We start from the raw sequence: 24,599 nt of genomic DNA, 5'->3' as shown, positions 1-24,599 counted from the left end.
TTCATCCAATTAGTGACCAGGGCAAGTCCCATGATGTGGGAAACATATCGATTAGAGGCCCTGCTGCTAGCGATCTTATGGGAGAAATCTGCTCGAAAAAGGGCCAGAATGCGCTCCTACAACTTGCAGTTCCAAATGGTGGGAAATTTGTGAAAACAGGTGAAGGGACAGCCGCCTTAGAGAAGGCTTTGGATGTGTTGCAGGCCATCGGCGCGAGCGCGAGCGGCATCAGCCAGGCTCAGCTGGCCGAACAGGTTCCCCTTCCCCGTACGACTCTGTACCGCATCATCGCCACGCTCGTTGATCGCGGCATGATCCGCCGCGATCCGACACGTAAGGTCTACCGGCTGGGATTCAACTACCTGGAAATGGTGCGTAACGCTTACTTGGAGCCTGATCTGGTATCTGCGGCCAGTGAAGAACTTCGGGCCCTGCGGGATTTGACCGGCGAAACGTCTTACTTGGCTGTGCTCGATGGCAACCAAGTCCTCTCCCTGGAGCGGTGCGACGGAGCCCATACGCAGCGTTCAGCAGCCAGCCTCGGTCAGGCCAAGCCCGTTTATTGTACCGGGCAAGGCAAGGCGATCCTCTCAGCGCTTTCTCCTACAGCGCGCGACGAGATCCTCAAAGGTTTGGTGCTGACGCCCCTAACGCCATTGACCATCACCGACCGCCGTCGATTGTTGGCCGAGTTACAGATCACTCAAGCACGAGGCTATGCGCTGGATGATGAAGAAATTCGCTTAGGGGTGCGATGTGTTGCCGCTCCAATCATCGATAAGCAAGGACATGTACGAGGTGCGCTCAGCGTAGCTGGCCCCGCCTACCGTTTGACGTTGGAGCGGTTGAATCTGCTTGGCCCGGAGCTGGCTGAAGCAGCGCGTCGGGTAGGCGAGCAGTTACGCCCCGATCACGTACCACAAGCTGCCACCGAACTTGGGGTGGTGCCAGGGCCTTGGGCTTTTCATGGTGCCTTTCCGCGTTGGCATGCCGAACAGAAACGTTTGTACTGGGCCGATACCCTAGCACCGGCGATTCACTGTTGGGACGGGCACGTCAGCCGCCAGGTGGCCAGGCTCGACCTTCCAATACGTGGCATGGAGCTACACCCGGATGGATTATTGGTGGCACAAACTGGTGGCTGGTCGTTGGTTGACTGGAAAGGCCAGGAGCATCCACGTCAAGACCTAATGGGTAGCCGTCTACTCGCGTTAGCCAGCCATCCTTCCGGTGCACTGTGGGCCTGCGCCAAGGCGGCAAACGGGTGCCTGATTGGCGAACTCAGCGCTGAGGGTGAATTACGGCATGGTTGGGCCGTTCCTGAGCTGGTAAGTGCGTTCAGTTGGGACGCGTCAGGCCGATCTGTGTACGCCTTGGCATCAGCGTCGGGCAATATTCTGATGTTGAACACTGGGAGTAGCCATGTGCGCAGATTAGCCTCCCTTCCCCGAGGCGGGGGTCGGCTTGGAGGGTTGACGATAGATAGTGCCGGCGGGGTTTGGACAACTCAGTTAGACGGTTGGAGCCTTGCTCATTTCGATGCTGATGGGAACCTGGATCGCATGGTTGGGTTACCAGTACCCACCCCTACCGATCTGTGCATAGGTGGTGTAGATGGAAAAACGCTCTACATCACCAGTGCCCGGCACTCGCTGCAGTTGGAAGCCCTTGCGAGTGCTCCAGATGCTGGTTGTCTGCTGCAAATGCAGCTCTGAGCGAGCGGCGCGTGTGTGCGATTTTGTTATAAGTGGTATCAACGCTCTGGAGTAGCTCGATTCTGTCGGTCAAAGCTCTCCACCGAATAGGTCTAAGGTAATTTCGTTCCGCTGGCTGAGGTCGAGCAGCAACACTTCCGCCTTGCTACAGCGGAAGCCCTTCCGATACACCAGCTCCAGGCCCTCCTGCGCTGCTTTTGTCAGCAAACACGCATCGTCCATGGTACACGGCAATATCATCAGAATTCGATCAGGTAACCAAGGATCAACCGATTTTCATCCGCTGCGTCGGCAAAGTTTGAGCGCATGCTTGCATTGCGCCAACGTAGGGATAAATTTCTCAAGGCTCCTGACTGCACCACATATGTGATATCTGTGGTGCGCTCCCATTCCTCGCCCTCCCCACCGCGCGCCTTGAGCGCCCTGCCCTTGGCTGTGGCAATGCGCTGCGGATCAACCTGGTCACCCTTCACGTATCGCACGTTAAAGGTAAGACCCGGAATGCCCAAGGCAGCAAAGTTGTAGTCATAGCGCAACATCCAGGCGCGCTCTTTGGCCAGGGCGAAGGTGCTAACCTGCTGTTCGCTGAACAGGTAGGTATCGGTACCGCCTACGTAGGCGTAGGCGGTATCGCCAATAACCTTCTGGTAGCCGCCGCTGAAGGTATGGCCGTGCCAGCTGTAGCCGAAGTTGGTGCTCAAGGTGCGGTTGTCCACCTCCCCCAGCAACGCCTTGCCCTGCTCCCTAGCATTGAACCAGCGCCACTCGGTGAATAGCTCACCTGGCCCCGCAGCGACGCGATACTTGAAACCAGCAAAATCACGGCGGAACAGGTCTTTGAGTTCGCTGCTGTGCAGGCTCACGGTGAGGTTCTTCAGCGGCTGGTAATCCGCCCCGGCGTAATACAAACGGTCACTGCTCACCGTCGCTTGGTAGGCGCCCTGCTGCGCCATTGCCGTTAGGTCTTCGAAATCGGTGGAGTCGCGCAGCTTGGTCGCATTCACCTGCAGCACGGTGAAGGTGAAATCATCCAGATCCTTGCTGACCAATTGCGCCCCGTTAAACCACTGGGGGAATAGGCGACTGTAGTTCGATGCTAGCAGCGGCAGTTGCGGGCTTAGCCCACCGACCAGCAGTTCAGTCTGCGACCGCTTCGCCTTGAACGTGGCAATTGCCTTCCCGTAGTTGTCCGCTGCACGCGTGTCGCTGCCTCGCGGCAAAAGGCCGGTGCCGCTCCGGTCGGGCGAAGAGTCCAGCTTGATGCCCAGCATACCGGCTGCATCCAGGCCAAAGCCGACAACTCCATCGGAATAACCAGACTGCCACTTGAGCATGAAGCCCTGGGCCCACTCGGCGCGTCGCGACTGGCTGGCAGTATCACCATGGAAATCGCGGTCGAAGTAGAGGTTGCGCAGCTCCAGGCTGCCCTTGCCGTCGTCGACAAAGCCTGCCTGGGCCGCTTGGCACGCGCAGCCAAGCGCCGCGAGCATCAGCGATGCCCGCCAAGAGGAGGATACATTCATGGTTACGCCTTGTTTTTCTTGTTGGAAAGCGCTGTTGTTCAAGCCTTGGGATTTCTGACGTAGCGCATCACCACCAGGCAAGCGATCAGGATCAGCGGTGCAATCGACAGCATGCCCATGTAGCTGCTGCCGGTAAGATCATTGATTTTACCAACCATCACCGGCGCGACGATGCCGCTCAGTTGGCCGACCGAGTTGATCGCCGCAGTGCCCGTTGCGATGGCTAGCCCTGAGAAAGTCGATTGGGGAATTGTCCAGAAGATCGGGATGGCGATGAATGTGCCTGCGGTGGCCAGCACCAGCGCAGCCATAATGGCCACCGACGAGTCGGAGTACAGGCAAGCCAACAAATAACCGCAAGCGGCGGCCAGAAGGCAGTACACCAAGTAGCGCTTGCGCTCACCCGTACGGTCGGATCGGCGGGTCAACCACACCATGCCAATGCAGGCCACTGCATACGGCAATGCCGACAGCACGCCGACCCACAACATGTCCTGCACGCCGGACGACTTGATCAGATGTGGCATCCAGAAGTTCAGGCCGTAGGAAGCAGTTTTAACCACGTAGTAAATGAACGCCATGATCGCCACTTCGCGGGTCAGCAGCACCTGCCAGATCGACCCCAGCATTGGTTTCTGCACGCGCCTGTCCTGAGCCAAGTTCTCCGCCAGCAGGTCTTTCTCCTGTCGGCTAAGCCATCTGGCCGACTCGATGTCACGGTCAAGCTTCCTTAGCACCAGCAGCCCCAGAACCACGCATGGCAAACCCGACATCAGAAACAGCCAGTGCCAGCCCGCCAGACCCAAGACACCATCCATGGTTCCCAGCAGGAAGCCCGCAGCCGGCCCGCCCACCGCCCCAGCCAAGGGCACGGCAAGGAACCACAGACCGTTCATTTTGGCCAAGTGTTTCTTAGGGAACCAGCAGGCCAAGTAGAACAGGATCGCCGGGCCGAAACCGGCCTCCATCACACCGATCAGGAAGCGTAGGAAATACAGCGTGTACTGGGTGTAGGCGAATACCAGCGCCGCCGTGGCCAGGCCCCAAGACACCATGATCCGACAGATCCAGGCTGGCGCCCCGTAGCGTTTGAGGCCCAGGCTGCTCGGCACTTCAAACAGCACGTAGCCGATGAAGAACATGCTCGCGGCCAGGCCGTAGGCGGCGTCGCTCAGGCCCAGCTCAGCCTGCATCTGGGTCTTGGCGAAACTGATGTTGATGCGGTCGAAGTAGGAAAACAAAAAGCAGATTATGGCCAGCGGCATGATGCGCCAGGCCACGCGGCGGTACAGCAGCAGTTCATCAATGTGGCTGTCGGCGCGTCCGCGCGCCACTTCGCCGGTCAAGGCAACCATAGTGAATCTCCATTCTTGTAATTATTGGAGAGCGACGACGCCCATTGGGGCGCCGCGTACGACGTGTCAGCCAATGCGCACGAGCTTGTCCTTGAACGCCTGGCCCTTGCGCACGTACTCGGCAGCATTGGCGTGCATGCCGGCGATAGCTTCAGGGCTCAGTTCACGCACCACCTTGGCCGGCGCGCCGAGGATCAGCGAATTGTCAGGGAACACCTTGCCTTCGGTGACGATGGCGCCGGCGCCGACCAGGCAGTTGCGGCCGATCACCGCGCCATTGAGCACCACCGCCTGGATCCCGACCAAAGCGCCATCGCCGATGCTGCAACCGTGCAGCATGACTTGGTGGCCGATGGTGACGTTGCGCCCCACGGTCAGGGCAAACCCCGGGTCGGCATGCAGCACCGCCCCTTCCTGAACATTGCTGTGCTGGCCGATGCGGATCGGCTCGTTGTCACCGCGCAACACTGCCTGCGGCCACACGCTCACGCCCTGCTCCAGGGTGACATCGCCGATTACCGTGGCGTCCTCGGCGATGAAGGTTTCCGGGTGAAGGGTCGGGGTCAGTGTGTCGTATCGATAGATGGCCATTCAGCGCACTCCCTGGGCCGGGTCGTCGGTTTTCAGCACACCCGCCGCACACAGCTCGGCGATGCGTTCATCGCTGTAGCCCAGCTCCCGCATGACCTTGTGCGTGTGTTCGCCAATCCGCGGAATCGGCCGGCGCGGCTGCAGGCGCTGGCCGTCCAGCGACAGCGGCAGCAAGGGCATCGGCGTGCTGCTGCCATCTTCCAGCAGCTGGTCAGCCAGGCCACCGCTCTGGATCAGGTGCGGGTCGTCGAACAGTTCTTCAGGGCGGCGGATCGGCGCGAACGGAATACTGTTCGCCGCCAGTTCCGTAGCCAATTGCTGGGCATCGAGATTGGCGAACACCTCGGCCAGATGCGCCAGCAGCCGCGGCCGCTGCAATACCCGGTCATTGTTGGTTGCCAAGGTCGGGTCGTCGAGCAAAGCGGTCTGGCTCAGCAATTGGCACAGTGCCTGCCACTGGCCTTCACCCGTGGCAGCGACGAACATCTGCTCGCCGCCCGCGAAGGTGAACACGTCGTATATCGCCCAGGCACTGATGCGGTTGGGCATCGGCGCCGCTGCCTGGCCGGTCACAACGTACTGCTGCATGTGCTGGGCCGCGAGCAACACGCAGTTTTCGTAGAGTGCGCTCTGCACCTCGCGGCCGACACCCGTGGTGTTGCGCTCGTTGAGCGCGGCCAGTACACCAATGGCACCGAACATGCCGCCCATGATGTCGTTCACCGAACTGCCAGCGCGCAAGGGGCGGCCCACCGGCCCGGTCATGTAGGCCAGGCCGGCCATCATCTGCACCACTTCGTCCAAGGCCAGGCGGTTGTCGTACGGGCCACTGAGGAAGCCCTTGTGCGAGGCATAGATCAACCGTGGATTACGCTGGCGCAGCGTGGCGTAGTCGAAGCCCAGCTTGAGCATGCGCCCCGGCTTGAAGTTCTCGATGAATACGTCGGCGCTGTCGATCAGCGTCAGCACCGCCTCACGGCCCTGGGGCGCGTCGAGGTCGACAGCGATGCATTGCTTGTTGCGGTTGAAGGTGCGGAAGAACCCCGCCCCTGCCCCGAGCAAACGGCGAGTACCGTCCCCGCGGGTGGGTTCGATCTTGATCACTTCAGCCCCTAGGTCACCGAGGATCATCCCGCAGGTGGGGCCCATGACCATGTGCGAAATCTCGACGACACGGATGCCGTCCAAAGGGAGTCTGGACATCAGGCGATTCCTGGGTAATTGAGCGGCAATCCAGCGCGGGCGATGGCGCCGTAGAGCGGTTCATCCGGCAAGGCCTCACGCAGCAGCTGGCGTGTGGCGATCAGCGCCGGCAGGTCGATACCAGTGTCCAGGCCCATACTGTGCAGCATGAACACCAGGTCTTCGGTCGCCGTGTTGCCCGATGCTCCCGGTGCGAACGGGCAACCGCCAAGGCCGGCAAGCGAAGCATCCAGCTCACGGATGCCCTGCTGCACCGCCACCAGGCTGTTGGCCAAGGCCAGGCCACGGGTGTCGTGAAAGTGCGCGGCGCGCAGGCGCTCGCCGGCAATGCCGCGCACGGCCTGGATCACCGTCGCCACCTGGCCGGGGTTGGCGTAGCCGGTGGTGTCGCCCAGCGAGACCAGGTCACAGCCCGCCTCGATCACCTGGCGGGTCAGCTCGCACAGGTCGGCCAATGGCACATCACCCTGGCGGGTGCAGCCAAAGGCCACTGACATGCCGGCGATCATCTGCACATCGTGACGCCCCAGTTCGCTGCGCAGCTGGCACATGCGCCCCAGTTCCTCGACCATTTCCTGCGGCGTGCGGCGCACATTGGCCAGGCTGTGGGCGGTGCTGACCGACACCGGCGCAACGATGCGCTGGGCGCCGGACTCCAGCGCATCCTGGGCACCGCGCAGATTGGGCGCCAGCACCGTCACCAGCAGGTCGGGGTAAGTCAGGGCGTGGGCCACCACCTGCCTGGCGTCGGCCATCTGCGGTAGCAACCGGGCCGGCACGAACGAGGCGACTTCCATATGGCGCACGCCGGCGGCATAGGCGTTGTCGATCCAGCGCAGCTTGGCGGCGGTCGGCATCACCGTGTGCAGGCTTTGCAGGCCATCGCGCATACCGACTTCATTGATGGTTATTGTTGTCATCGGGGTCTCTCTGTCTGAAGCGTGGGGCCAGACTAAGAGCAGGACGGCAGGCAGAAAAGACGTGTTTCACGGGCTGATCCATCGTCAGCCGCGATGGATCAACCCCGTGTTTGCCAGGCCGGCGCGCGCAGCAGCAAATGGTCGAGCAGGCGACGCGCAGACAGGCTCAAGGCATGGCGGTCGCGCATGCAGATGACGAACTCGCCCAACGCCCAGTCATCGGTCAGCGGGATCACCCGCAGGTCGAACAGCTGCGCATAGCGCGCCACCGCCTCCTGCGGGAACACCGCCAGGCCCAGGCCGAACTGCACCAGACGATAGGCCGCATCGAACGACGACACGTACGAGCGAAAGCGCAGCTCTTTGCCCGCCGCCTCGGCACTGTTGCGCATGAAGGTGTTGAGCGTGGCGAAGGCCGACAAACCCAGGTGCTCGTAGTCCAGCGTCTCTTCGAACGCGATGCTGCCCCGCCCGGCCAACGGGTGCTCGGCGCCGACCACCACGGCCAGATGATCTTGGCGGTAGGGCACGAACTCCAGATCGCCGACGGCCATCGACTTGCGGCAGATGCCCAGGTCGGCGCTGCCTTCAGCCACCCCGCGCACCACATCCGGGCTGAAGCGTTCTTCGATATCGGCCTGGATCAGCGGGTTGTCGAGCATGAACGCCGACAACTCTTCAGGCAGGAACTCCATGATCGACGACACGTTGGCCAGCACCCGCACATGCCCGCGTGCGCCATCCGCGTATTCACTCAGTTCGCTTTGCAGAGATTCGATGGCGCGGGTCAGTCCTCGTGCATGGCGCAAAAGTGCGACACCCGCCGGGGTAGGTTCGACGCCACGCTTACTGCGTTTGAGCAGACTGATGCCGAAGCGCGCCTCAATGTCCGAGATTCTCTTGCTGACAGCGGATGGCGCCATGTATGCACGCTCGCTGGCTCGGGCGATAGTGCCCTCCTCGCAAATGATTACGAACAGGTGCAACGATAAGTGATCGAGGTGCTGCATTAAGTTTCCCAGTACTTAAGATGACGAGCATAGCTGCCGCAGCAGCCGAACCAGGGTAGTTACATTCCTTCATTGCCTTAGCTTGCCTCTGCCGGCGGGGGTGCGGCTTGGCTCGATTGGCCGGTGAGCTCTAGTACCAGCGCCTTCAGAGAAATACTACGTTGCTTAGCCTCTGCCTAATCTGCGAAATCATGGTATCTCGCAGCGCCGGCAGGGATTCACCTGCCGCTATTGCACAAGCCTCCGTAAGCGCTTGTACCTGCTCTCCCGATTCCGGATGGTCAAAGCTGAAGGCCAGGAACGCCAGGTTATGTCATCCATGGAACAGTCCTCAGGGTAGCGATGGACAGCCCGTTAGTGGCCTATGTGTAGGAACGATCACAAGGTCGAGTCTAGTAATTGAATTCATATTCGGTTCGCCAACCACTGCGAGGGTTCAACCATTGACGCAACTGCGCCTGCGACCGCACGGATTTGCGTGCGCTCAACCAATCACGTTTACGCATCCTGCAGAAAGCTGCTGCCTTTCTCTTGCAGCAGTTCAATCAATGCGGCAGCGGCAGGGGGTAGATATCCTTCTGCCCTAACCGATATCGCAACTGTACGGCTCATGGTTGTTTCGCTCAGTGGAACCTCCCTGAGTCGGGACATTCCTTGACCAAACTCGAGAGTCTCCCGAGCAAGAAAACTCAGGAGTCGGGTACGAGCGATCAATCGGGGCAACAGCGAAATCGAATTAGTTTCGATTTGGACACTTGGCGGTGGAAGCTGCCGTGATATGAAAGCGTTGTCTATCCAGCGTCTAGCCGTAACGGTTGGCCCCGGCAGCACCCACTGGTAACGACACAGCTCCTGCTGATCAAACGGCGTCGAAAAAATTGGATGGTCAGCGCTGGCGACGACCACCGCTTCATCCTGGAGCACTGGGTAGATCTTGAATTCCGGATCGTTAGTGACAAGGGGACAGATGATTGCATCCAGACGTCCAGCCCTGAGGGACTCCCTCAAGACATCATCTTGGCCAATGGATAGCTTGAGGGTCAGTTTCGGCGCCCTATCCAACAGCTCTTCCGCCAACTGTGGCAGCAAATACTCGGCCATGCTAGCCGCACACCCCAGTCGGATGTTGCCTACCAGGCCATTGGCATAATCCCGGACTTCTCGTTCGGTTTCTGCAATGTTGATTCGCAGCTGCTTGCCCCTAGCAAGCAATAGCTCACCCACATCGGTCAGCTTGATCCTTCTGCCGTCTCGCTGAAAAAGCCGGGCGCCCAGTGACTCCTCCAAGCGTTGAATGCTTTTACTCAACGCCGGCTGTGAACGGTTGAGCTTCTCAGCAGCTCGTCCGAGATGCCCCGTTTCGGCAATGGTCTCGAAATACGCAAGGTCACGAAAGTCCATAATTCATGAATTTCAGTTATAGGTTTATCAAAAGTAGAAAATAGACTTGATCAGTTCAGGCGTCGATAATTTTTGCTGCCATCTGCGGAATGTCGCTACGTGGAGCCATTGCCTGGAGATACATCTCATTGCAAGCCTCAGAATTCGCCATTGCCCTGCGCCCCCAGATCCTCAAGTGGATCGCACTAACAGGCATCGCCGGCGCGGTGGGGCAAGGACTTCATGCGTTAGCAGTGCCAGCCGGATTGTTTTTAGGGCCTATGCTCGTCGCCATCACGTTTGGAGTGTGCGGGGCTCAGATGCGCCTGCATCGGCACATTTTCCGCTTTGGCCAAGGCTGCGTTGGTCTATTGGTAGCTCATTCCGTGACCTGGTCAGTTCTGATCTCGTTGGCCCACTCATGGCACATCATGCTTCTCGCCACATTGATCACAGTCGTCTTAAGCGCCGTTGTGGGGCTCGGAACAGTTCGATACGGGGGCATTCCTGGTAGCACCGCTGCATGGGGAACAGCACCAGGCGCAGCTTCTGCAATGGTTTCTATGGCCGAAGAATACGGTGCCGATTCACGAGTCGTGGCGACCATGCAGTACGTCAGGGTCGTCTGTGTCGTAATGATTGGCTCGCTGGTGAGTCATCTGCTCGGGGCGGCAGGTATTCCTGTGGAAATAGCGCCATCGAATGGCCCGCTACATGGCACTGCCGCCTTCAACGTCTCGTTAAGCCTGGCAGTAATTCTGTGCGGAGTTTCAGCAGGTACAAAGATGCCTGCGGGAGCCCTGTTGATGCCGCTTCTGATCGGAGGCGCCTTGCAACTGACGGGAGTGCTAGATATCACGATGCCGGCCTGGCTGCTTGCAATCGCATATGGCGCCATTGGCTGCTATATCGGGCTACGGTTCGACCGCGTGACGGTACGATACGTCTTCAAACACTTGCCCGCGATGATTCTGGGCGCAGTGATACTGATCATGCTCTGCGCGTGCTGCGCTTGGCTTTTAGCCTATGCGACATGCACCGACTTTCTTTCCATGTACTTGGCGACCAGCCCAGGTGGGCTGGATGCCATGGCCATCATCGCAGTGGAGACACATGCCGATGTAGGCATGGTGCTCGCGATGCAAACGCTCCGGCTGTTCGGTGTAATTCTGACCGGGGCATTTTTCGCCAGACAGATCATCCGTCTGACGCAGAGTTGATCCCGTTCAACTTACTTACTCTCAATCTGTTCCAATGCTACGAGCAGATCTCGGTTACTGCCCCCGAGCAGGTTGGTCGCTTGGGCAGCGCGCTTGAGCAATAGCAGGCGGGCCGCTTGCAACTGATCCTTGTTGAAGCGCTCGGATGGGCCTGACAGCGTTAGAGCGCCTTTAAACTCATTGGCAACACCGAATACAGGAGCCGAGATCGACGATGTATCTGGGTCGCGCTCCCCAAATGACGTAGCCCAGAACCGCTCTCGCACCTCAGCCAAAGCGCGATCAGCTGGCGGGCCAAATGCCCGGAGGACTTTTCCGGAAGCCCCAGCATGTAGCGGGAATCGATCACCCTCATGAATGCTGAAGCGCACTGCGCGTTTGGGCTCAACCCGGAACAACACGACTCGGGTATCGTTTTCAATCACATAGAAAGAAGAGGTTTCCCCACTTTCTTCAGTTAGGGCTTCCAACACTGGGTAGATCGTATCACGCAGTCGGAACGAGGCTTGGTAAATCTGAGCCAAACGCAGAGGCTCGTGACCTACGCCGTACTGCCCATCCGCGAAACGCCTGATGAAACCCGCTCGCTCCAACGAGCTCATTAAGCGAAGGATGGTGCTCTTGTACAAGCCTGTACGACGAGCAATTTCGGCCAATGGAAGACTGGTGCGATCAGGTTCGAATGCACTCAGGATGGCAAAAGCCCTATCGACTGCAGCCACCCCTCCGTCCGCATTACTCTTCGTATCGTTGACTACCACGGTGTCATTTTTTGGCGACATCAGACTTCTGCTCGGCGTCATCATGAATAAGCGGCCCCTTTGAAGGGGCCGTAGAGATGGGTATTACCTTACCTGTCAGTCAGGCTAGCAGCTAGTCCATTCGCCAGAACGCCGTTCTTAGGCGTCGCGCATGAACAATTTAAGAGACAGAGCCATAAGTGCGGCGAAGAAGAGGATGCACCCCATAACCATCAGACCTGCCGTGAACGACTGGGTGTAGTCCTTGAGGAAGCCCATCAGGTATGGCCCAACAAACCCACCGAATGCTCCGATGGAGTTAATAAGGGCAATGCCGCCCGCTGCCGCCTGGCCGCTGAGGAATTTAGCTGGCAAGGTGTAGAAAATGGTCTTCGCCGAGATGGTGCCCACCAACGCCAGTGTGATGCCGGCCAACGCTGGAATCAGTGCATTCATGTTCACCGCAAGGATCAATGCTAGGCCAGCAAGCACAAGTGCAGCGATCAAGTTGAGAATCCCTCGGCCAGTGCGGTCAACGTGCTTGGCCCAGAAAAGCAAACCGATGGTCGAGAAGAAGTAAGGCACCGCCGCGACCCACCCGATCAGGCTTATCTCGACACCCTGCGCCTTGAGCATTTGAGGCAGCCAGATTCCAATACCATAGGTGCCGATGGTGAAGCTGAAGGTGATGGAGCTCAGAATCCATACGCGAGGATCCTTGAGGGCTTGAGCAAAACCATGGCTTTTGTTTGACTTGGCTTTCTCTTTGTCCAGCATTCCAGTCAGAGCATCCTTTTCCTCCCGAGAGAGCCACTTCGCTTCACTAGGACGATTTGCAAGCACCTTCAAGGTGATCAAGCCGAGCACACACGCAGGCAGGCCCTCAATGATGAACATCCACTGCCAACCTGCAAGTCCCAGGGTGCCATGCATTTGCAGCAACCAAATCGACAACGGCCCACCTACAAGGAAGGAAATTGGTGTCGCAACGGTAAACCATGCCAGTACCCGGGTTCGATACTGCGCAGGGAACCAGAGCGTCAGGAAAAAAATCACGCCCGGGAAGAACCCAGCTTCAGCCACACCTAGCAGGAAGCGAACGATGTAGAAGCTGTAAGGGCCAACAACGAATGCTGTTGCAGCTGCTGCCAGGCCCCAAGTGATCATGATCCGCGCCATCCAGAGGCGCGCACCATAGCGATACATGGCCAGGTTGCTTGGTACTTCGCACAGGCAGTAGCCGACAAACATGATGCCAGCACCAAGGCCAAACTGGGCAGCCGTGAGTCCTAGTTGATCAGTCATCTGCAACGCGGCGTAGCCTACGCTGGTGCGATCCAGATAATTGAAGAAGTAGGCCAGAGCAAGCAATGGAATCAGGCGCCACGCGGCCTTTTTCATCGCTTGCTGTTGCAATGGGGTAATGACATCAAACTGTGGCATGGACAATGAAGTATCCGGGGTCGTGACGTTAGCCATGACTGTATCCTCGGTTTTGTTGTTATGAATACCGTGGCTGGATGGGCCAACGGTGAATGCAGGCATCCGATACGTCCCGCATCAGTGGTTCTGCTGATTTCGCTCGAAAGTCGTTTCGAGCTCGACGCTTGAAAAACCGCCGAGAGCGAGCCCCCAGAGGGACTCGCCACAGTTTTGATCAGGCGGATTTGACCGTGCCACTGGCCTCTAGCTGGGTTATCTCGTCGTTACCGTAGCCCAGCTCAGCCAACAGCTCTTTCGAGTGACTACCAAGTTCGGGGACATTCAGTCGTGCACCAAAACGCTGGCCGTCCATCTCGAATGGCAGCATTGGCACCTTGACCTGCTCACCACCGGGAAGAGTCAATTCGGCCATGCCACCAGATTGATTGAGATGCTCGTCTTCAAACATGTCTTCAGGGCGCTGGATAGGAGAGAACGGCAGACCGGCTTTCTCACAGAGATCCATCACCGTCTGCTTATTCATTCCAGACAAGCGCTCCCGCACCAACGGAATGATTCGGTCACGAGCCTGAACACGCTGGTTGTTTCGGCTCAGTTCAGCGTCCCCACCAAGCTCCGGGAAGTCGAACGCCTGGCAGAACGATACCCACTGAGAGTCACTGACGACGCCCATGAAAACCTGCTCACCTTCCTCAGCGGTCTCAAAGACGTCGTAGATCGCCCATGCCGAGATTCGACTTGGCATAGGCGCCGCCGCTTTGCCGGTCACAACCTTCTGCATCATGTGCTGCGCGACCAGGAAGGCCGAGTTTTCAAACAAACCGGTCTGCACGAATTGGCCACGCCCAGTCTCTTTACGCTGCAGCAGAGCAGCCAAAATCGACACTGTGCTGAACATGCCGCCCATCACGTCATTGACGGAGGCCCCGGCGCGCAGAGGTCGGCCAACAGGCCCCGTCATGTAAGCCAGGCCGGTCATCATCTGGACAACTTCATCCAACGCCGTGCGCTTTTCATAGGGGCCTGGTAGAAAGCCCTTCATCGAGCTGTAAATGATGTCGGGCTTGATTGCCTTTACTTGCTCGTAGCCCAGGCCCAGCTTCTTCATTGCGCCTGGCCGGAAGTTCTCAGTCACAACATCAGCCGTAGCAAGCAATTTTTTCACTGCTGCCATGCCGCTTTCAGACTTGATGTCTACTGCAAAGCTCTTTTTGTTGCGGTTGTAGGTCATCCAGTAACCAGCACCAGAGCCCATGAGGCGGCGAGTGTTATCCCCTTCCGGCACAGGCTCCACTTTGATGACTTCAGCACCAAGGTCAGCGAGAAGAAGACCAGAGGTCGGGCCCATCACCATATGGACGAACTCGACTACGCGGATGCCTTCCAGGGGCAGAGACTGCTCTTCTTGCCGGCTCATACGGCCTCCTTCGCATAGATGAAATTCTTGCCAACCCCGGCATCAGGGATGAAGCCGTAAACAGGCTCTCCCGGGAGCCCACGGCGAAGCACTTCACGCGCTGCAACAAGGCGATCAATGTCTACGCCAGTTCTCAGGCCCATAGATTCGAGGAGATACACCAAGTCTTCGGTGACGATGTTGCCCGAGGCACCCGGCGCGTATGGACAGCCTCCCAAACCGCCTTGGGAACCATCGAACGTCTTCACTCCTGCTTCCAGTGCAGCGACGACGTTGGCTAGACCCTGGCCGCGAGTGTTGTGGAAGTGGGCACTGCCTGCGAGTGCGCCGAGCTCTTGGAACAGGCGAGTGAACAGTCGACGCACTTGAACGGGGTTGGCGTAGCCGACCGTGTCTGAAAGGCCGACCTCGTCTACCCCCAACTCCGCCATTTTCAAGGCAATCGCCATGGTCTCGTCGTCAGTTACAACACCTTGGAGTGTGCATCCGAAGGCTGTCGAAACGCCGGCTTCGATCAGGACACTCGGGAAGCGCTCATTACGCAAGGCAACCACCGCCTGAACCTCATCGAAGACTTGAGCGTGTGTCTTGCGGATGTTTGAGATCGAGTGCTGCTCGCTTACGGAAATGGGCAATGTGATCTTGTGCACACCAGCGTTGAAAGCGGCTTCGGCCCCCTTGAGATTCGGCACCAGAGCAGTGACGAAAAGATCTGGCAGAGTCAGTGCGTGGGCTACTACCTGGGCAGTGTCTGCCATCTGCGGCAGCAGCTTTGGCGATACAAACGATCCGACCTCGATTTCTCTCAAGCCGGCGCTCGCCAGAGCCGAAATCCACTCCAGCTTCAACTCGGTGGGCATGGTGGCCTTGACGCTCTGCAAGCCATCTCTGGGCCCGACTTCGCTGACGAGGATGTCGATATCTGTCGCTTCTTTCACGGAGGTTCTCCTGTAACTGGGGAGAGCCTGCCCGAACATTCATGCAGTGCGGCTGCTAGGCGGAGCGCTGTTTTTTAATGATTGTTCTGTCAGGCAGAATTGCGTTCTGTTTTAGTATCTACCCGCAGTTTCGTACCTGTCAACGAGACTGTCGATGAACGGCCAGACATTTCGGCTACTGCCAATTGGGGTGGAGTGACGAGTATCTGAAGAGACTTGACAGGGCAGGAAATAGCTTGGAAAGTGTTCTATCAAGAGCAATAACGTTCTGTCAGATAGAACTAAAGCTCGAAACAACAAGATATCCCAGGCAACGTACACTGATGAGATTGGCCCAGACTCTGCCGTTTGAGCCTCAGCGTCGTGTGTCTGTTTTCACATGGAGATTTGCCGTGAGCCTGTATGCCCCTCCCGAGGAACGCCCAACCGAAGTCTTCAGCAGACTGCCGAAAGAGTTTTGGCGTGATGGGGATTCCGACTGGGTCAGAGCCAACAAACCAGGCCAGCAAGTTGCCAGCTTCCTCGAAGGGCCCTCTTTCGACCAGGCCGGCAATCTCTATGTTACGGATATCCCATATGGCCGAATCTTTCGCATTTCCCCTCAGGGAGACTGGGATCTGGTTGTTGAATACGACGGCTGGCCTAACGGCTTGAAAATCCATCGTGACGGGCGAATTTTCATTGCCGACTACAAGAGTGGGATCCTCGTTCTCGACCCGATCAGCAAACGCATCGAGCCGTTCCTGACGCATCGCCGAAGTGAAGGCTTCAAGGGTGTAAATGATCTGTTCTTTGACCGACAGGGGCGCCTCTTCTTCACCGATCAAGGTCAGACAGGCATGCATGATCCAACGGGTCGAGTTTTCCGCTACGACCTGGAGCAACAACGCCTGGATTGTTTGCTGGATAACGGCCCTAGCCCTAATGGCCTGGTGATGGATCTTCAGGAGAAAGCGCTGCTGGTAGCGATGACTCGCGGAAACGCAGTATGGCGACTCCCGCTTCAACCCGATGGCACAACTTCCAAGGTTGGAGTCTTCACTGCCATGGCCGGGGGCGTGAGTGGCGCAGACGGTATGGCTCTGGATGAGTCAGGAAACCTGTATGTATGCGATGCAGGCAATGCATGCGTGTGGGCATTCGATTCCCACGCTGTGCCGCTCTATCGATTCAAGTCATGCACCGAAGGCCGCACGCTCACCAACCTCGCCTTTGGCGGTGAGGGCAATCGTGGCCTCTACATCACCGACTCGTCGACCGGCCACATCTTGAGAGCTGACCCCGGTCACTCTGGGAAGCAAATGTTCTCGCACGCCCCAGCCTAACGACTACTTGCTACAGCCCTGTGCAAATGGCGCACGGGTCTTGCTCGGCCCTAAAAAAGCCTGGCGATCCCTAAGACTCATACAAAACAGATAATAAGAGGGCAAAATGCTCACACTTTTGAGCTACACAATGATCGTCTGCTTCATGTATCTCGTCATGAGCAAACGACTGTCACCACTGGTTGCCCTCATCCTGGTGCCGGTTGCATTCGCCAGCCTGGGAGGTTTTGCAACCCAGCTTGGCCCCATGATGTTCGATGGCGTGAAGATGCTGGCCCCAACAGGGATCATGCTGACCTTCGCGATCCTCTACTTCTGCATGATGACCGATTCAGGCTTGTTCAATCCGCTGATCAAGCTGATCTTGAAATGCGTGAAAGGCGACCCGCTGAAGATCGTCATCGGCACTGCAGTGCTCGGAATCTGCGTAGGCCTGGATGGCGATGGCGCCACGACTTACATCATCACTACTGCAGCGCTTCTTCCATTATACCGACGCACAGGGATGAGCCTGCAGGTTCTGGCCACCGTTCTATTGCTGACCAACGGGGTAATGAACATCCTCCCTTGGGCAGGGCCCTTCTCGCGTGCGGCAAGCGCCATGCACGTAGACATTACCGAACTGTTCATCGAGATGCTGCCACTTATGATCGCTGGAGCGGGCTGGGTGATTTTCGCGGCCTTCTATCTCGGTGGCCGGGAACGCCGTCGCCTAGGTGTCGTGCAACTCGATCACGATGAGGTCATGAGCCACTTCACCGAGTTCAAACTGACCGATTGGCGCTTTCTCTTCAACGCTGTACTCACCATCACGCTGATCACCATGATGATGCTCAGCCTCATGCCCCTTCCGATCCTCTTCATGCTCGCCTTCGGCCTGGGCGTCTTGGTGAACTTCCCGAGTGTCAAAGACCAAAAGGAAGTCATCGGTAAATACGCCGACAACGTAATGGCGGTAACCCTACTGATCTTCGCCGCTGGCATCTTTGTCGGGATCATGTCCGGCACAGGAATGATCAAAGCAATCTCGGAAAGCCTGATCCATGTGATCCCTGAATCCGCTGGCCATTTCATGTCGGTCATCACGGCGTTCCTCAGCATGCCTTTCACCTACGTGCTGACCAACGACGCTTTCTACTTCGGGATCCTCCCCATCCTGGCCGAGACCGCAAGCCATTACGGCATTGGCGCTAAAGAAATGGCCATCGCCGGTTTGATCGGACAGCCAGTCCATCTGCTCAGCCCCCTGGTTGCCTCGACCTACCTGCTCTGTGGACTGCTCGACCTTGACTACGGCGACAACCAGCGAGCGTCCATCGGCTGGAGCATCGGTACGTGTCTGGTGATGTTCGTGGCAGCTATCGCGATTGGAACCATCGACGTATTCAACTGAGGGCCTCCCTCAACTGCGCAATGCATAGGTGGGCAAGTTCACCTGTGTTTGAAGTGATCAGCTTCGCCAATGAAGCCAGATTGCGACCCCGGCCTTTCACAAGAAGGTCGGGTGTTCTGACGGTCGTTTGACCTTTTTGGTGAGCTGCTCGGAGCCACGAACGCCGAGCGTAAGTGAACCTTGGTGGCGGGGGGGAACCCCCCGGCACCTCAATATTTTTCAAAAGATCCAAGTCTGTATCGATCGAAACGCACACAGCGCAGTAGTTAAACAAGCAACTCCACCCAACAAAAAACAATTTGGCTGTTTTTGCGTACCCATCTGTTGGGCGCGCAGATAACACCTGGAGTATTCATGAAACCACGTAACGCCATCCCAGTCTGCACCTTACTCGGCATTGGTAATCTTGCCTCCCCCGTATTGGCGGAGGGCCTCATAGAAGACGCCAAGGTCTCTCTGCAAACGAAGAACTTCTATTTGAATCGAGACTTTCGAGACGGTGCAGGCCAGAACAAGCGCGATGAATGGGCACAGGGCTTCATTCTCGACGCAAAGTCAGGGTTCACGCCTGGCCCTGTTGGTTTCGGCATAGACGCCATTGGGATGCTTGGTTTGAAGCTAGATTCCAGTCCCGACCGGACAGGCACAGGTCTTCTTCCTGTTCACGATGACGACAGAGCTACAGACGAATACTCCAAGCTTGGGTTGACAGCGAAAGCCCGGTACTCAGAAAGCCTCCTTGAAGTGGGAACGCTGATCCCGTACATGCCTACCGTTAAAGCCAACAACGGGCGCATCTTCCCGCAGACCTTTAGAGGTGGATTGCTGAGCATTGGGGAAATCGAGTCCCTTGATGTCGTGGCGGGTCGCCTCACAAAAGTCACTGACCGCGACCAGACTGCCGCTCAAGACCTAATGCTGAACAACAAAAATCGCCGCTTTCAGGCCGGCATTGCTGCTGATCATTTCGACGTAGCAGGCTTTGACTACACCTTCTCCAAAAACCTCGTCGGCTCCTACCAGTACGGGGCACTTGAGGATGTGTACACCCAGCACTTCTTCGGACTTGTTGGATCTGTTCCCTTGCCTGCAGGCCAGTTGAAGGCAGACCTCCGACTTGCTATCAGCAGAGACAGCGGCAGCTCAGCAGCAGGGAAAATAGACAACAGGTCAGCCAATGGCATGGTGACGTACAGCCTCAAGGGGCACGGCTTTGGCGTCGGTTATCAGCAGATGTCAGGGGACACAGCCTTCCCTTACATTGATGGCACCGACCCCTATTTGATCAATTTCGTCCAGATCAACGACTTTGCCGGCGCCAAGGAGAAATCATGGCAGCTTCGGTATGACTTCAATTTTACTACTGTGGGAATGCCAGGCCTCACCTTCATGTCTCGCTACGTGAAAGGTCATGATGTCGAGCTTGCTGGTAATGTCACTGGCAATGAGTGGGAGCGAAATACCGAACTACAGTACGTCTTCCAGAGTGGCGCACTGAAGAACCTGGGGATCCGCTGGCGGAACGCAAGCTATCGCTCTGACTTCACCCGCGGTACTGACGAAAACCGCCTCATCATCAGCTACAGCATTCCATTGCTGTAGCTGCGGGGCTGTGAGCAAGCGCATATCACTTACAGTAATCAGTCCAGAGCTGATCGATCCGCGTCCTGAAGCTCTGATTCATCATTTCCCTGCGTAAGCCCCAGACACCACCGGCAGACTCGACATCGCGCTGACCAGCCGCCTCAGCGATAGCCTTCGTATCTGTCCAGCCAACACATCCTCCTCACGCCAAAGGCCATAGTGCCCATCTGATTTAGATGAGCATCATTTCTGGCCCATATAACGGATTTTCCATGCCGTCTCTGAAATGATAGGCCTTAAAACAGCGTCGCTCCGAGGTTAAAAGCTCAAGCTGAGCATCAACTGGGTATAGGGATTGGTGTAGTGGCCTACTAACCCGGACACCTTTATAGGCGAAAATGATCGCCACGCAGAGGTGTTCGATGAGCAGACAACGGACATACCTTCCCCCAAATTCAAGCAGTAGGCTGCTAGCCTAGTGCTCGACCAAGACTATAGCCTTACTAAAGCCGCCAGATCACTCGACTTGATTGAATCGACGCTGCGTCGCTGGGCGAATCAACTCCAATCAGAGCGTGGCAGTCCTACGCCAACGAGCAAGGCGCTGACGCCCGAGCAACGGAAGATTCAAGAGTAGGAAGCTCGAATCAACCGGTAGGAACGGGAGCAATCGGTTTTAAACAATCTATGGTCACACCTTTTTTGCAATGCTGATTAACGGGCGACGTGGTTGGCTTGCTTGAATCTATCCGGCGTCTATTAGGTAAGTAACCCGCGCCATGATGAGAGTCGCGCTTGACAATTCTGAAAAAGCTAATAATCAGCTACGATACCACTACGTACTGCTTCGCACGCTCCGTGCTACACGTTCATTACAGAAGGCACACCAAACTCTTTTCGTACCTGTTGTATTAACCAGTCACGAAAAATCAATGCATGATGTTTGTGCATTTTCCGCTCTGGGCAGACGATCCAATAGGAGTCACTGGATCGAACAGGCGCCCCGAACGGCAGATGAAGCCTTCCACTTTCCAGCTCCTTTCTCACATAGTGAATTGGAACGACGGCAAGGCCAAGCCCGCTGATTGCGGCATTAATGAGCATATCACTCTGAGGGAAACGAACCCCTTGGATCAGCCCGCTATGCTCTGTACGGGACGCCCTCAACCACTGCAACCACAGGCTGGGCCTGGTGGAGTTCTGTAGGGTGGGTATTTGCGAAAAATCCAAGAAATTGAGCTTTTGCGTCGGAGCAATCAAATCAGGAGACGCGACAACTACTAACTCCTCTGCGAATAACTCAACAGACCGCGCCGCAGCCCATGCCCCTGCGCCCCTAGTGATAACGATGTCAGTTACACACGTCTGAAAATCGATATCTGCGGAGACCGGCGATATCTCGATGGGCACTCCTGGAGCGATCTTGACGAACTCCTTTAATCGAGGTGCTAGCCAGCGGGAAAGGAAGGTAGGATTGCCAGCGATCTTCAGCGACGAGTCAGCTTTACGCCCTCTGACGATGTCAATCGTGATTTCTTCCAACTGATTGAGCATGACATCCACGTCACGAAGATACTTCTTGCCCGAGTCGGTCAGAATCAAGCGAGACCCCGCACGCTGGAAAAGCTCCACCCCTAGCTGTTTTTCCAGATTTGAGATTTGGCGACTCACCCCGCTCTGTGTGATCTGCAGATCCTCCGCTGCACGGGTAAAACTCAGATGGCGAGCAGCGGCTTCAAAGGCTTGCAACGCTGACAGAGACGGAAGAAAACGACGCATGGCTTGTACCTTACTGTTCACTTATCCACGGTATCCTGAGTGAACGCAAAAAGCACTCTCAGCCAGGAAATTATTCACCAGAATCCCAGGATAATCCTAGAACTGAATAGGTATAGACATCAAGTACAAGAGGCTAAGCAGAGGTGTGAACGAGGCTATGAAATGAAAACTAGCTAAAAGATCAGGGCACTCAGTCAAAAGCCAAGATCCCTGCCCGAATTGATCATCCACCCCTAAACGGCAAAGCACCATGATTGCAGCATGCAGATAAGAAGAGCATGGCGCAGCTTGGCTAGCCTCATGCCGCTTGTTGACAGGAAACCAGGCCCAACCTTTATAACATTAACAAATAGAGGAACTTCTCATTTTAGATCTCTACCATTATAAAATCTGGACGTTAGCGTTGATAACCAAGCAAAATGTCTCTCATGCAAACAGTTGAGATTTACATTTACTTCGCTGGGGGCTGATCTTGGGTGGCAATATACATGCACCCCACAGCACCTGCAGAAAACATGTGCAGCCAAACGAGTACCAAACCTATAGACAGTTGAAACTGAAGACGTTGATTCAGCCTCAAAATCCGACTTAAGAACCCGGTAATGCCTGGCTGCCTTCCTGACACAATAGGTGCAATTACATTCGGTAAAATAATCATTTGTGGCGCGGAAAGAGAACATTACCGCACCACAATGACACCCACCCCGGAGCCACTCTCTCAGCTCAGGCAACTACGCTATTGCCATAAAAGTGACTGAGAAAACTTCGAGTGGCTTCGCACCTTGGATTATCGATAACAACTGAAGGAGGCCCAGACTCCACAACAACACCATCCCGCATGAAAACGACTTTATCAGCTACTTCGCGAGCAAATGCAATCTCGTGGGTGACCAAGATCATAGTCATTCCCTCGCTCGCCAGGGACTTCATCACGCCGAGAACCTCACCGACAAGTTCCGGATCTAACGCAGAAGTCGCCTCATCGAATAGCATTACAGAGGGCTCCATCGCTAGTGCTCGAGCAATGGCAACACGTTGTTTCTGCCCTCCCGACAACATATCTGGGTAATAATCACCTCGATCGGCTAAACCTACCTTACCAAGAAGAGCCAAGGCCAGCTCACGCGCTGCACTCTTTGACGTCTTCTTCACGGTCACGGGCCCTTCCATAACATTCTGCAAAACCGTCATGTGAGGAAAGAGATTGAACTGCTGAAATACCATGCCGGTATTGGCACGGAATCCAGCCAGATCTTTGTCCTTAGGTAGCTTTGAGCGACGGCCATTGCCAAAACTCATCGAGTGAGCATTTACTTTTATTGAGCCGCCATCTGGGACTGTCAAAAGATTAACGCATCGCAATAGAGTCGACTTTCCGGATCCCGATGGGCCAAGGAGAGCCACTACTTCACCCTTGTTAACCTCCAACGAAACGTCCGTCAGGACATTGAGCTGCCCAAATGACTTTTTGAGATTGCTGATGGTAATAATAGGCGTAGTCATTTCATGCTCCTACATTTCGGCTCATACGGCGCTCAAGTCGTTTCGACAACATGGTGGCAGGCAGGAGAATAACAAAGTAAGCAAGTGCAATAACAGAATAGACCTCAAGCGGACGGTAAGAATCGTGCGCAATAACTTGACCTTGATAGAGCAGATCCGGAAGCGCCAATACCGACAGCAGCGAGGTATTCTTCAACTGCATGATAGACTGATTAACCAATGGGGGCACCATCCGCTTCAACGCTTGTGGAAGTATGACCCGCCACATCACTTGACCGCGTCGCATGCCCAGGGCTTTTGCCGCTTCAGATTGACCTTCGTCGACTGAAACTATACCTCCTCGAAATATCTCCGAGTAAAACGCGCCACCGTAAAGAGACAAGCACAGCACAGCTGCAGTCATGGCTGAGATCTGGACACCTGTCAAGACAGGGAGTGCATAGTAGAACCACACTAACTGTACCAATACAGGCGTACAGCGGAAGATTTCTACATAGGCGCGAAATGGCCCGCAGATCCAAGGGTTGTTCGACAGTCTTGGAAGCGCAGTCAAAACCCCTATCAACATCCCTAGAACAACACAGATCGCAGTGTACAGGAGGGTGTACCAGATTCCGGTAAGGAATAAAGACTGATAACCGAGTAAAAACGAGAAATCCCAAATATAAGAAGGCATGACTACTACTCAAATTTGACCGAAGTGGGGAAAGAGGATGGCTCTACACCTGCGAGCTTCTGCATATTCATGAGAATCACTTTTCGGATCTCACCGCTTTTTTGCTCTTTCTCCACCCACCGGTTTACTGCCTCTTTGAAAGCAGTGTCTGTTTCTTTTTGCATCCCAATTGTGACTGGGGCAGCCAAAATTGGGGTGGGAACTTGAATAGTGCCAATAGTCGGAAGCTTTTTGAGGAGAGGCTGAGCTAGCAAAATGACCAAAATCTGGCAATCCACTCGACCTGACTGCAATGCCATGGTAGCAGCACTGGTACTTTCTAGCCTGGACAAAGCTGCATTTGGAAGCATGGTTGTCGCAAAGTTATCCATTGATGACCCTACATCAACGGAAATCTTGGAGTCGGGCGAGTTGAACTGATCCCAGGTCTTTTCCGGGTAGCCATTCTTGCACACCATGGTGTAAGTATTTTGAAAAATCGGATTCGAGAAATTGACCATTTCTTGTCTGGCAGGTGTTGAGGCCATGCCAAACATCACATCAATTTTGTCAGCCTGAAGATCTAGAACAGCGTTACCCCAAGTAGTCTCAACATATTTGACATCTACCTTTAGGTCATTTGCTAAATCCTTGGCGAAGTCTGGGCCAAACCCAGACCACTCATTAGTTGTCAGACTTTTATGATAATAGGGCGTAGCACCATTCACGACACCCACGCGAAGGACTTTCGTTCGCTCCACCCTCTCCATGGAAGTCTCGGCGTGTGCAAATGTAGCTAAGCATGAAGCTGTAGCAAAAAGCGCTGCGCCAAACGCTGCACGGAAGGTTTTTTTATCCAATTGAGATTTCATCTCGCACACCCCTCGTATCTTTAGAAAATTTAT

The 24,599-nt window shown here is 55.9% G+C and carries 20 protein-coding genes and 1 pseudogene; 6 read left to right on the top strand and 15 right to left on the bottom strand.

What is annotated here, in order from left to right:
• Positions 1 to 77 precede the first annotated feature (77 nt).
• Positions 78 to 1,715, top strand: a complete 1,638-nt coding sequence (locus tag RYH74_RS08140; RefSeq protein ID WP_317409223.1) for an IclR family transcriptional regulator C-terminal domain-containing protein — start codon at positions 78 to 80, stop codon at positions 1,713 to 1,715.
• Positions 1,716 to 1,954: 239 nt separating this feature from the next.
• On the opposite strand, the gene RYH74_RS08135 is transcribed toward RYH74_RS08140, so the two are convergent.
• From RYH74_RS08135 to RYH74_RS08105, 7 genes are all read right to left on the bottom strand, one after another.
• Positions 1,955 to 3,238, bottom strand: a complete 1,284-nt coding sequence (locus RYH74_RS08135; RefSeq protein WP_317409253.1) for an OprD family porin — start codon at positions 3,236 to 3,238, stop codon at positions 1,955 to 1,957.
• Between the two features lie 38 nt (positions 3,239 to 3,276).
• Complete coding sequence (locus RYH74_RS08130; RefSeq protein WP_317409222.1) at positions 3,277 to 4,593, bottom strand: MFS transporter; 1,317 nt, start codon at positions 4,591 to 4,593, stop codon at positions 3,277 to 3,279.
• A 66-nt stretch (positions 4,594 to 4,659) separates the two neighbouring features.
• Entirely contained in the window at positions 4,660 to 5,184 is a 525-nt protein-coding gene (locus RYH74_RS08125) for a gamma carbonic anhydrase family protein (RefSeq protein WP_280044332.1), read from the bottom strand.
• The gene (locus RYH74_RS08120) at positions 5,185 to 6,387 is read right to left on the bottom strand and encodes a CaiB/BaiF CoA-transferase family protein (protein WP_317409221.1); all 1,203 of its coding nucleotides are present in this window, start codon (positions 6,385 to 6,387) and stop codon (positions 5,185 to 5,187) included.
• Positions 6,387 to 7,307 (bottom strand): hydroxymethylglutaryl-CoA lyase, encoded by a 921-nt coding sequence (locus RYH74_RS08115; RefSeq protein WP_317409220.1) that lies wholly within the window; start codon positions 7,305 to 7,307, stop codon positions 6,387 to 6,389. The genes RYH74_RS08120 and RYH74_RS08115 overlap by 1 nt, the downstream gene beginning before the upstream one ends.
• 98 nt (positions 7,308 to 7,405) lie before the next feature.
• The gene (locus RYH74_RS08110) at positions 7,406 to 8,317 is read right to left on the bottom strand and encodes a LysR family transcriptional regulator (protein WP_280044329.1); all 912 of its coding nucleotides are present in this window, start codon (positions 8,315 to 8,317) and stop codon (positions 7,406 to 7,408) included.
• A 498-nt stretch (positions 8,318 to 8,815) separates the two neighbouring features.
• Positions 8,816 to 9,718, bottom strand: a complete 903-nt coding sequence (locus tag RYH74_RS08105; protein WP_280044328.1) for a LysR family transcriptional regulator — start codon at positions 9,716 to 9,718, stop codon at positions 8,816 to 8,818.
• Positions 9,719 to 9,807: 89 nt separating this feature from the next.
• On the opposite strand from RYH74_RS08105, the gene RYH74_RS08100 reads away from it, so the two are divergent.
• Positions 9,808 to 10,917: an AbrB family transcriptional regulator gene (locus RYH74_RS08100; protein WP_280044327.1), complete on the top strand. Its 1,110-nt coding sequence runs from the start codon at positions 9,808 to 9,810 to the stop codon at positions 10,915 to 10,917.
• Positions 10,918 to 10,928: 11 nt separating this feature from the next.
• Here RYH74_RS08100 and RYH74_RS08095 read toward each other — a convergent pair whose 3' ends face one another.
• From RYH74_RS08095 to RYH74_RS08080, 4 genes are all read right to left on the bottom strand, one after another.
• Complete coding sequence (locus RYH74_RS08095; RefSeq protein WP_023663180.1) at positions 10,929 to 11,723, bottom strand: IclR family transcriptional regulator; 795 nt, start codon at positions 11,721 to 11,723, stop codon at positions 10,929 to 10,931.
• Between the two features lie 93 nt (positions 11,724 to 11,816).
• Complete coding sequence (locus tag RYH74_RS08090) at positions 11,817 to 13,202, bottom strand: MFS transporter (RefSeq protein ID WP_280044326.1); 1,386 nt, start codon at positions 13,200 to 13,202, stop codon at positions 11,817 to 11,819.
• A 112-nt stretch (positions 13,203 to 13,314) separates the two neighbouring features.
• Positions 13,315 to 14,517, bottom strand: a complete 1,203-nt coding sequence (locus RYH74_RS08085; protein WP_170029864.1) for a CaiB/BaiF CoA transferase family protein — start codon at positions 14,515 to 14,517, stop codon at positions 13,315 to 13,317.
• Complete coding sequence (locus RYH74_RS08080; protein WP_170029863.1) at positions 14,514 to 15,455, bottom strand: hydroxymethylglutaryl-CoA lyase; 942 nt, start codon at positions 15,453 to 15,455, stop codon at positions 14,514 to 14,516. Before RYH74_RS08080 ends, RYH74_RS08085 begins: the two co-directional genes overlap by 4 nt.
• A 392-nt stretch (positions 15,456 to 15,847) precedes the next feature.
• On the opposite strand from RYH74_RS08080, the gene RYH74_RS08075 reads away from it, so the two are divergent.
• From RYH74_RS08075 to RYH74_RS08060, 4 genes and pseudogenes are all read left to right on the top strand, one after another.
• A complete protein-coding gene (locus tag RYH74_RS08075) occupies positions 15,848 to 16,780 on the top strand; it encodes an SMP-30/gluconolactonase/LRE family protein (RefSeq protein WP_170029862.1) in 933 nt (310 codons plus the stop codon).
• A 106-nt stretch (positions 16,781 to 16,886) separates the two neighbouring features.
• On the top strand, positions 16,887 to 18,173 hold the full coding sequence (locus RYH74_RS08070) for a CitMHS family transporter (protein ID WP_170029861.1): 1,287 nt from the start codon (positions 16,887 to 16,889) through the stop codon (positions 18,171 to 18,173).
• Between the two features lie 354 nt (positions 18,174 to 18,527).
• Positions 18,528 to 19,775, top strand: coding sequence for an OprD family porin (locus RYH74_RS08065; protein WP_280044325.1), 1,248 nt, complete (start codon positions 18,528 to 18,530; stop codon positions 19,773 to 19,775).
• A 460-nt stretch (positions 19,776 to 20,235) separates the two neighbouring features.
• Positions 20,236 to 20,391: pseudogene (locus tag RYH74_RS08060) on the top strand (transposase); the annotation flags it as partial.
• Between the two features lie 227 nt (positions 20,392 to 20,618).
• On the opposite strand, the gene RYH74_RS08055 reads toward RYH74_RS08060, so the two are convergent.
• The 4 genes from RYH74_RS08055 to RYH74_RS08040 all read right to left on the bottom strand — a co-directional run bounded on the left by RYH74_RS08055 (position 20,619) and on the right by RYH74_RS08040 (position 24,566).
• The gene (locus RYH74_RS08055) at positions 20,619 to 21,536 is read right to left on the bottom strand and encodes a LysR substrate-binding domain-containing protein (protein ID WP_170029858.1); all 918 of its coding nucleotides are present in this window, start codon (positions 21,534 to 21,536) and stop codon (positions 20,619 to 20,621) included.
• A gap of 723 nt (positions 21,537 to 22,259) precedes the next feature.
• Positions 22,260 to 23,039, bottom strand: coding sequence for an amino acid ABC transporter ATP-binding protein (locus RYH74_RS08050; RefSeq protein ID WP_170029857.1), 780 nt, complete (start codon positions 23,037 to 23,039; stop codon positions 22,260 to 22,262).
• 1 nt (position 23,040) lies between these two features.
• Positions 23,041 to 23,715, bottom strand: coding sequence for an amino acid ABC transporter permease (locus tag RYH74_RS08045; RefSeq protein WP_170029856.1), 675 nt, complete (start codon positions 23,713 to 23,715; stop codon positions 23,041 to 23,043).
• A gap of 5 nt (positions 23,716 to 23,720) precedes the next feature.
• Positions 23,721 to 24,566, bottom strand: a complete 846-nt coding sequence (locus RYH74_RS08040; RefSeq protein WP_170029855.1) for a transporter substrate-binding domain-containing protein — start codon at positions 24,564 to 24,566, stop codon at positions 23,721 to 23,723.
• Positions 24,567 to 24,599 lie beyond the last annotated feature (33 nt).

It is taken from the genome of Pseudomonas sp. LSJ-87, from assembly GCF_032971465.1.
Taxonomy (GTDB): Bacteria; Pseudomonadota; Gammaproteobacteria; order Pseudomonadales; family Pseudomonadaceae; genus Aquipseudomonas; species Aquipseudomonas putida_Z.
Note: the sequence above shows the minus strand (reverse complement) of the source record. Positions and strands in the feature narration are given on the sequence as shown.

What these genes read in the sequence shown, in the direction of transcription:
- RYH74_RS08125 (WP_280044332.1), bottom strand. Translation starts at nt 5,184, where the DNA reads ATGGCCATCTATCGATACGACACACTGACCCCGACCCTTCACCCGGAA.
- RYH74_RS08110 (WP_280044329.1), bottom strand. Translation starts at nt 8,317, where the DNA reads ATGCAGCACCTCGATCACTTATCGTTGCACCTGTTCGTAATCATTTGC.
- RYH74_RS08135 (WP_317409253.1), bottom strand. Translation starts at nt 3,238, where the DNA reads ATGAATGTATCCTCCTCTTGGCGGGCATCGCTGATGCTCGCGGCGCTT.
- RYH74_RS08095 (WP_023663180.1), bottom strand. Translation starts at nt 11,723, where the DNA reads ATGATGACGCCGAGCAGAAGTCTGATGTCGCCAAAAAATGACACCGTG.
- RYH74_RS08065 (WP_280044325.1), top strand. Translation starts at nt 18,528, where the DNA reads ATGAAACCACGTAACGCCATCCCAGTCTGCACCTTACTCGGCATTGGT.
- RYH74_RS08085 (WP_170029864.1), bottom strand. Translation starts at nt 14,517, where the DNA reads ATGAGCCGGCAAGAAGAGCAGTCTCTGCCCCTGGAAGGCATCCGCGTA.
- RYH74_RS08050 (WP_170029857.1), bottom strand. Translation starts at nt 23,039, where the DNA reads ATGACTACGCCTATTATTACCATCAGCAATCTCAAAAAGTCATTTGGG.
- RYH74_RS08045 (WP_170029856.1), bottom strand. Translation starts at nt 23,715, where the DNA reads ATGCCTTCTTATATTTGGGATTTCTCGTTTTTACTCGGTTATCAGTCT.
- RYH74_RS08070 (WP_170029861.1), top strand. Translation starts at nt 16,887, where the DNA reads ATGCTCACACTTTTGAGCTACACAATGATCGTCTGCTTCATGTATCTC.
- RYH74_RS08055 (WP_170029858.1), bottom strand. Translation starts at nt 21,536, where the DNA reads ATGCGTCGTTTTCTTCCGTCTCTGTCAGCGTTGCAAGCCTTTGAAGCC.
- RYH74_RS08120 (WP_317409221.1), bottom strand. Translation starts at nt 6,387, where the DNA reads ATGTCCAGACTCCCTTTGGACGGCATCCGTGTCGTCGAGATTTCGCAC.
- RYH74_RS08130 (WP_317409222.1), bottom strand. Translation starts at nt 4,593, where the DNA reads ATGGTTGCCTTGACCGGCGAAGTGGCGCGCGGACGCGCCGACAGCCAC.
- RYH74_RS08105 (WP_280044328.1), bottom strand. Translation starts at nt 9,718, where the DNA reads ATGGACTTTCGTGACCTTGCGTATTTCGAGACCATTGCCGAAACGGGG.
- RYH74_RS08140 (WP_317409223.1), top strand. Translation starts at nt 78, where the DNA reads ATGGGAGAAATCTGCTCGAAAAAGGGCCAGAATGCGCTCCTACAACTT.
- RYH74_RS08100 (WP_280044327.1), top strand. Translation starts at nt 9,808, where the DNA reads ATGTCGCTACGTGGAGCCATTGCCTGGAGATACATCTCATTGCAAGCC.
- RYH74_RS08040 (WP_170029855.1), bottom strand. Translation starts at nt 24,566, where the DNA reads ATGAAATCTCAATTGGATAAAAAAACCTTCCGTGCAGCGTTTGGCGCA.
- RYH74_RS08090 (WP_280044326.1), bottom strand. Translation starts at nt 13,202, where the DNA reads ATGCCTGCATTCACCGTTGGCCCATCCAGCCACGGTATTCATAACAAC.
- RYH74_RS08115 (WP_317409220.1), bottom strand. Translation starts at nt 7,307, where the DNA reads ATGACAACAATAACCATCAATGAAGTCGGTATGCGCGATGGCCTGCAA.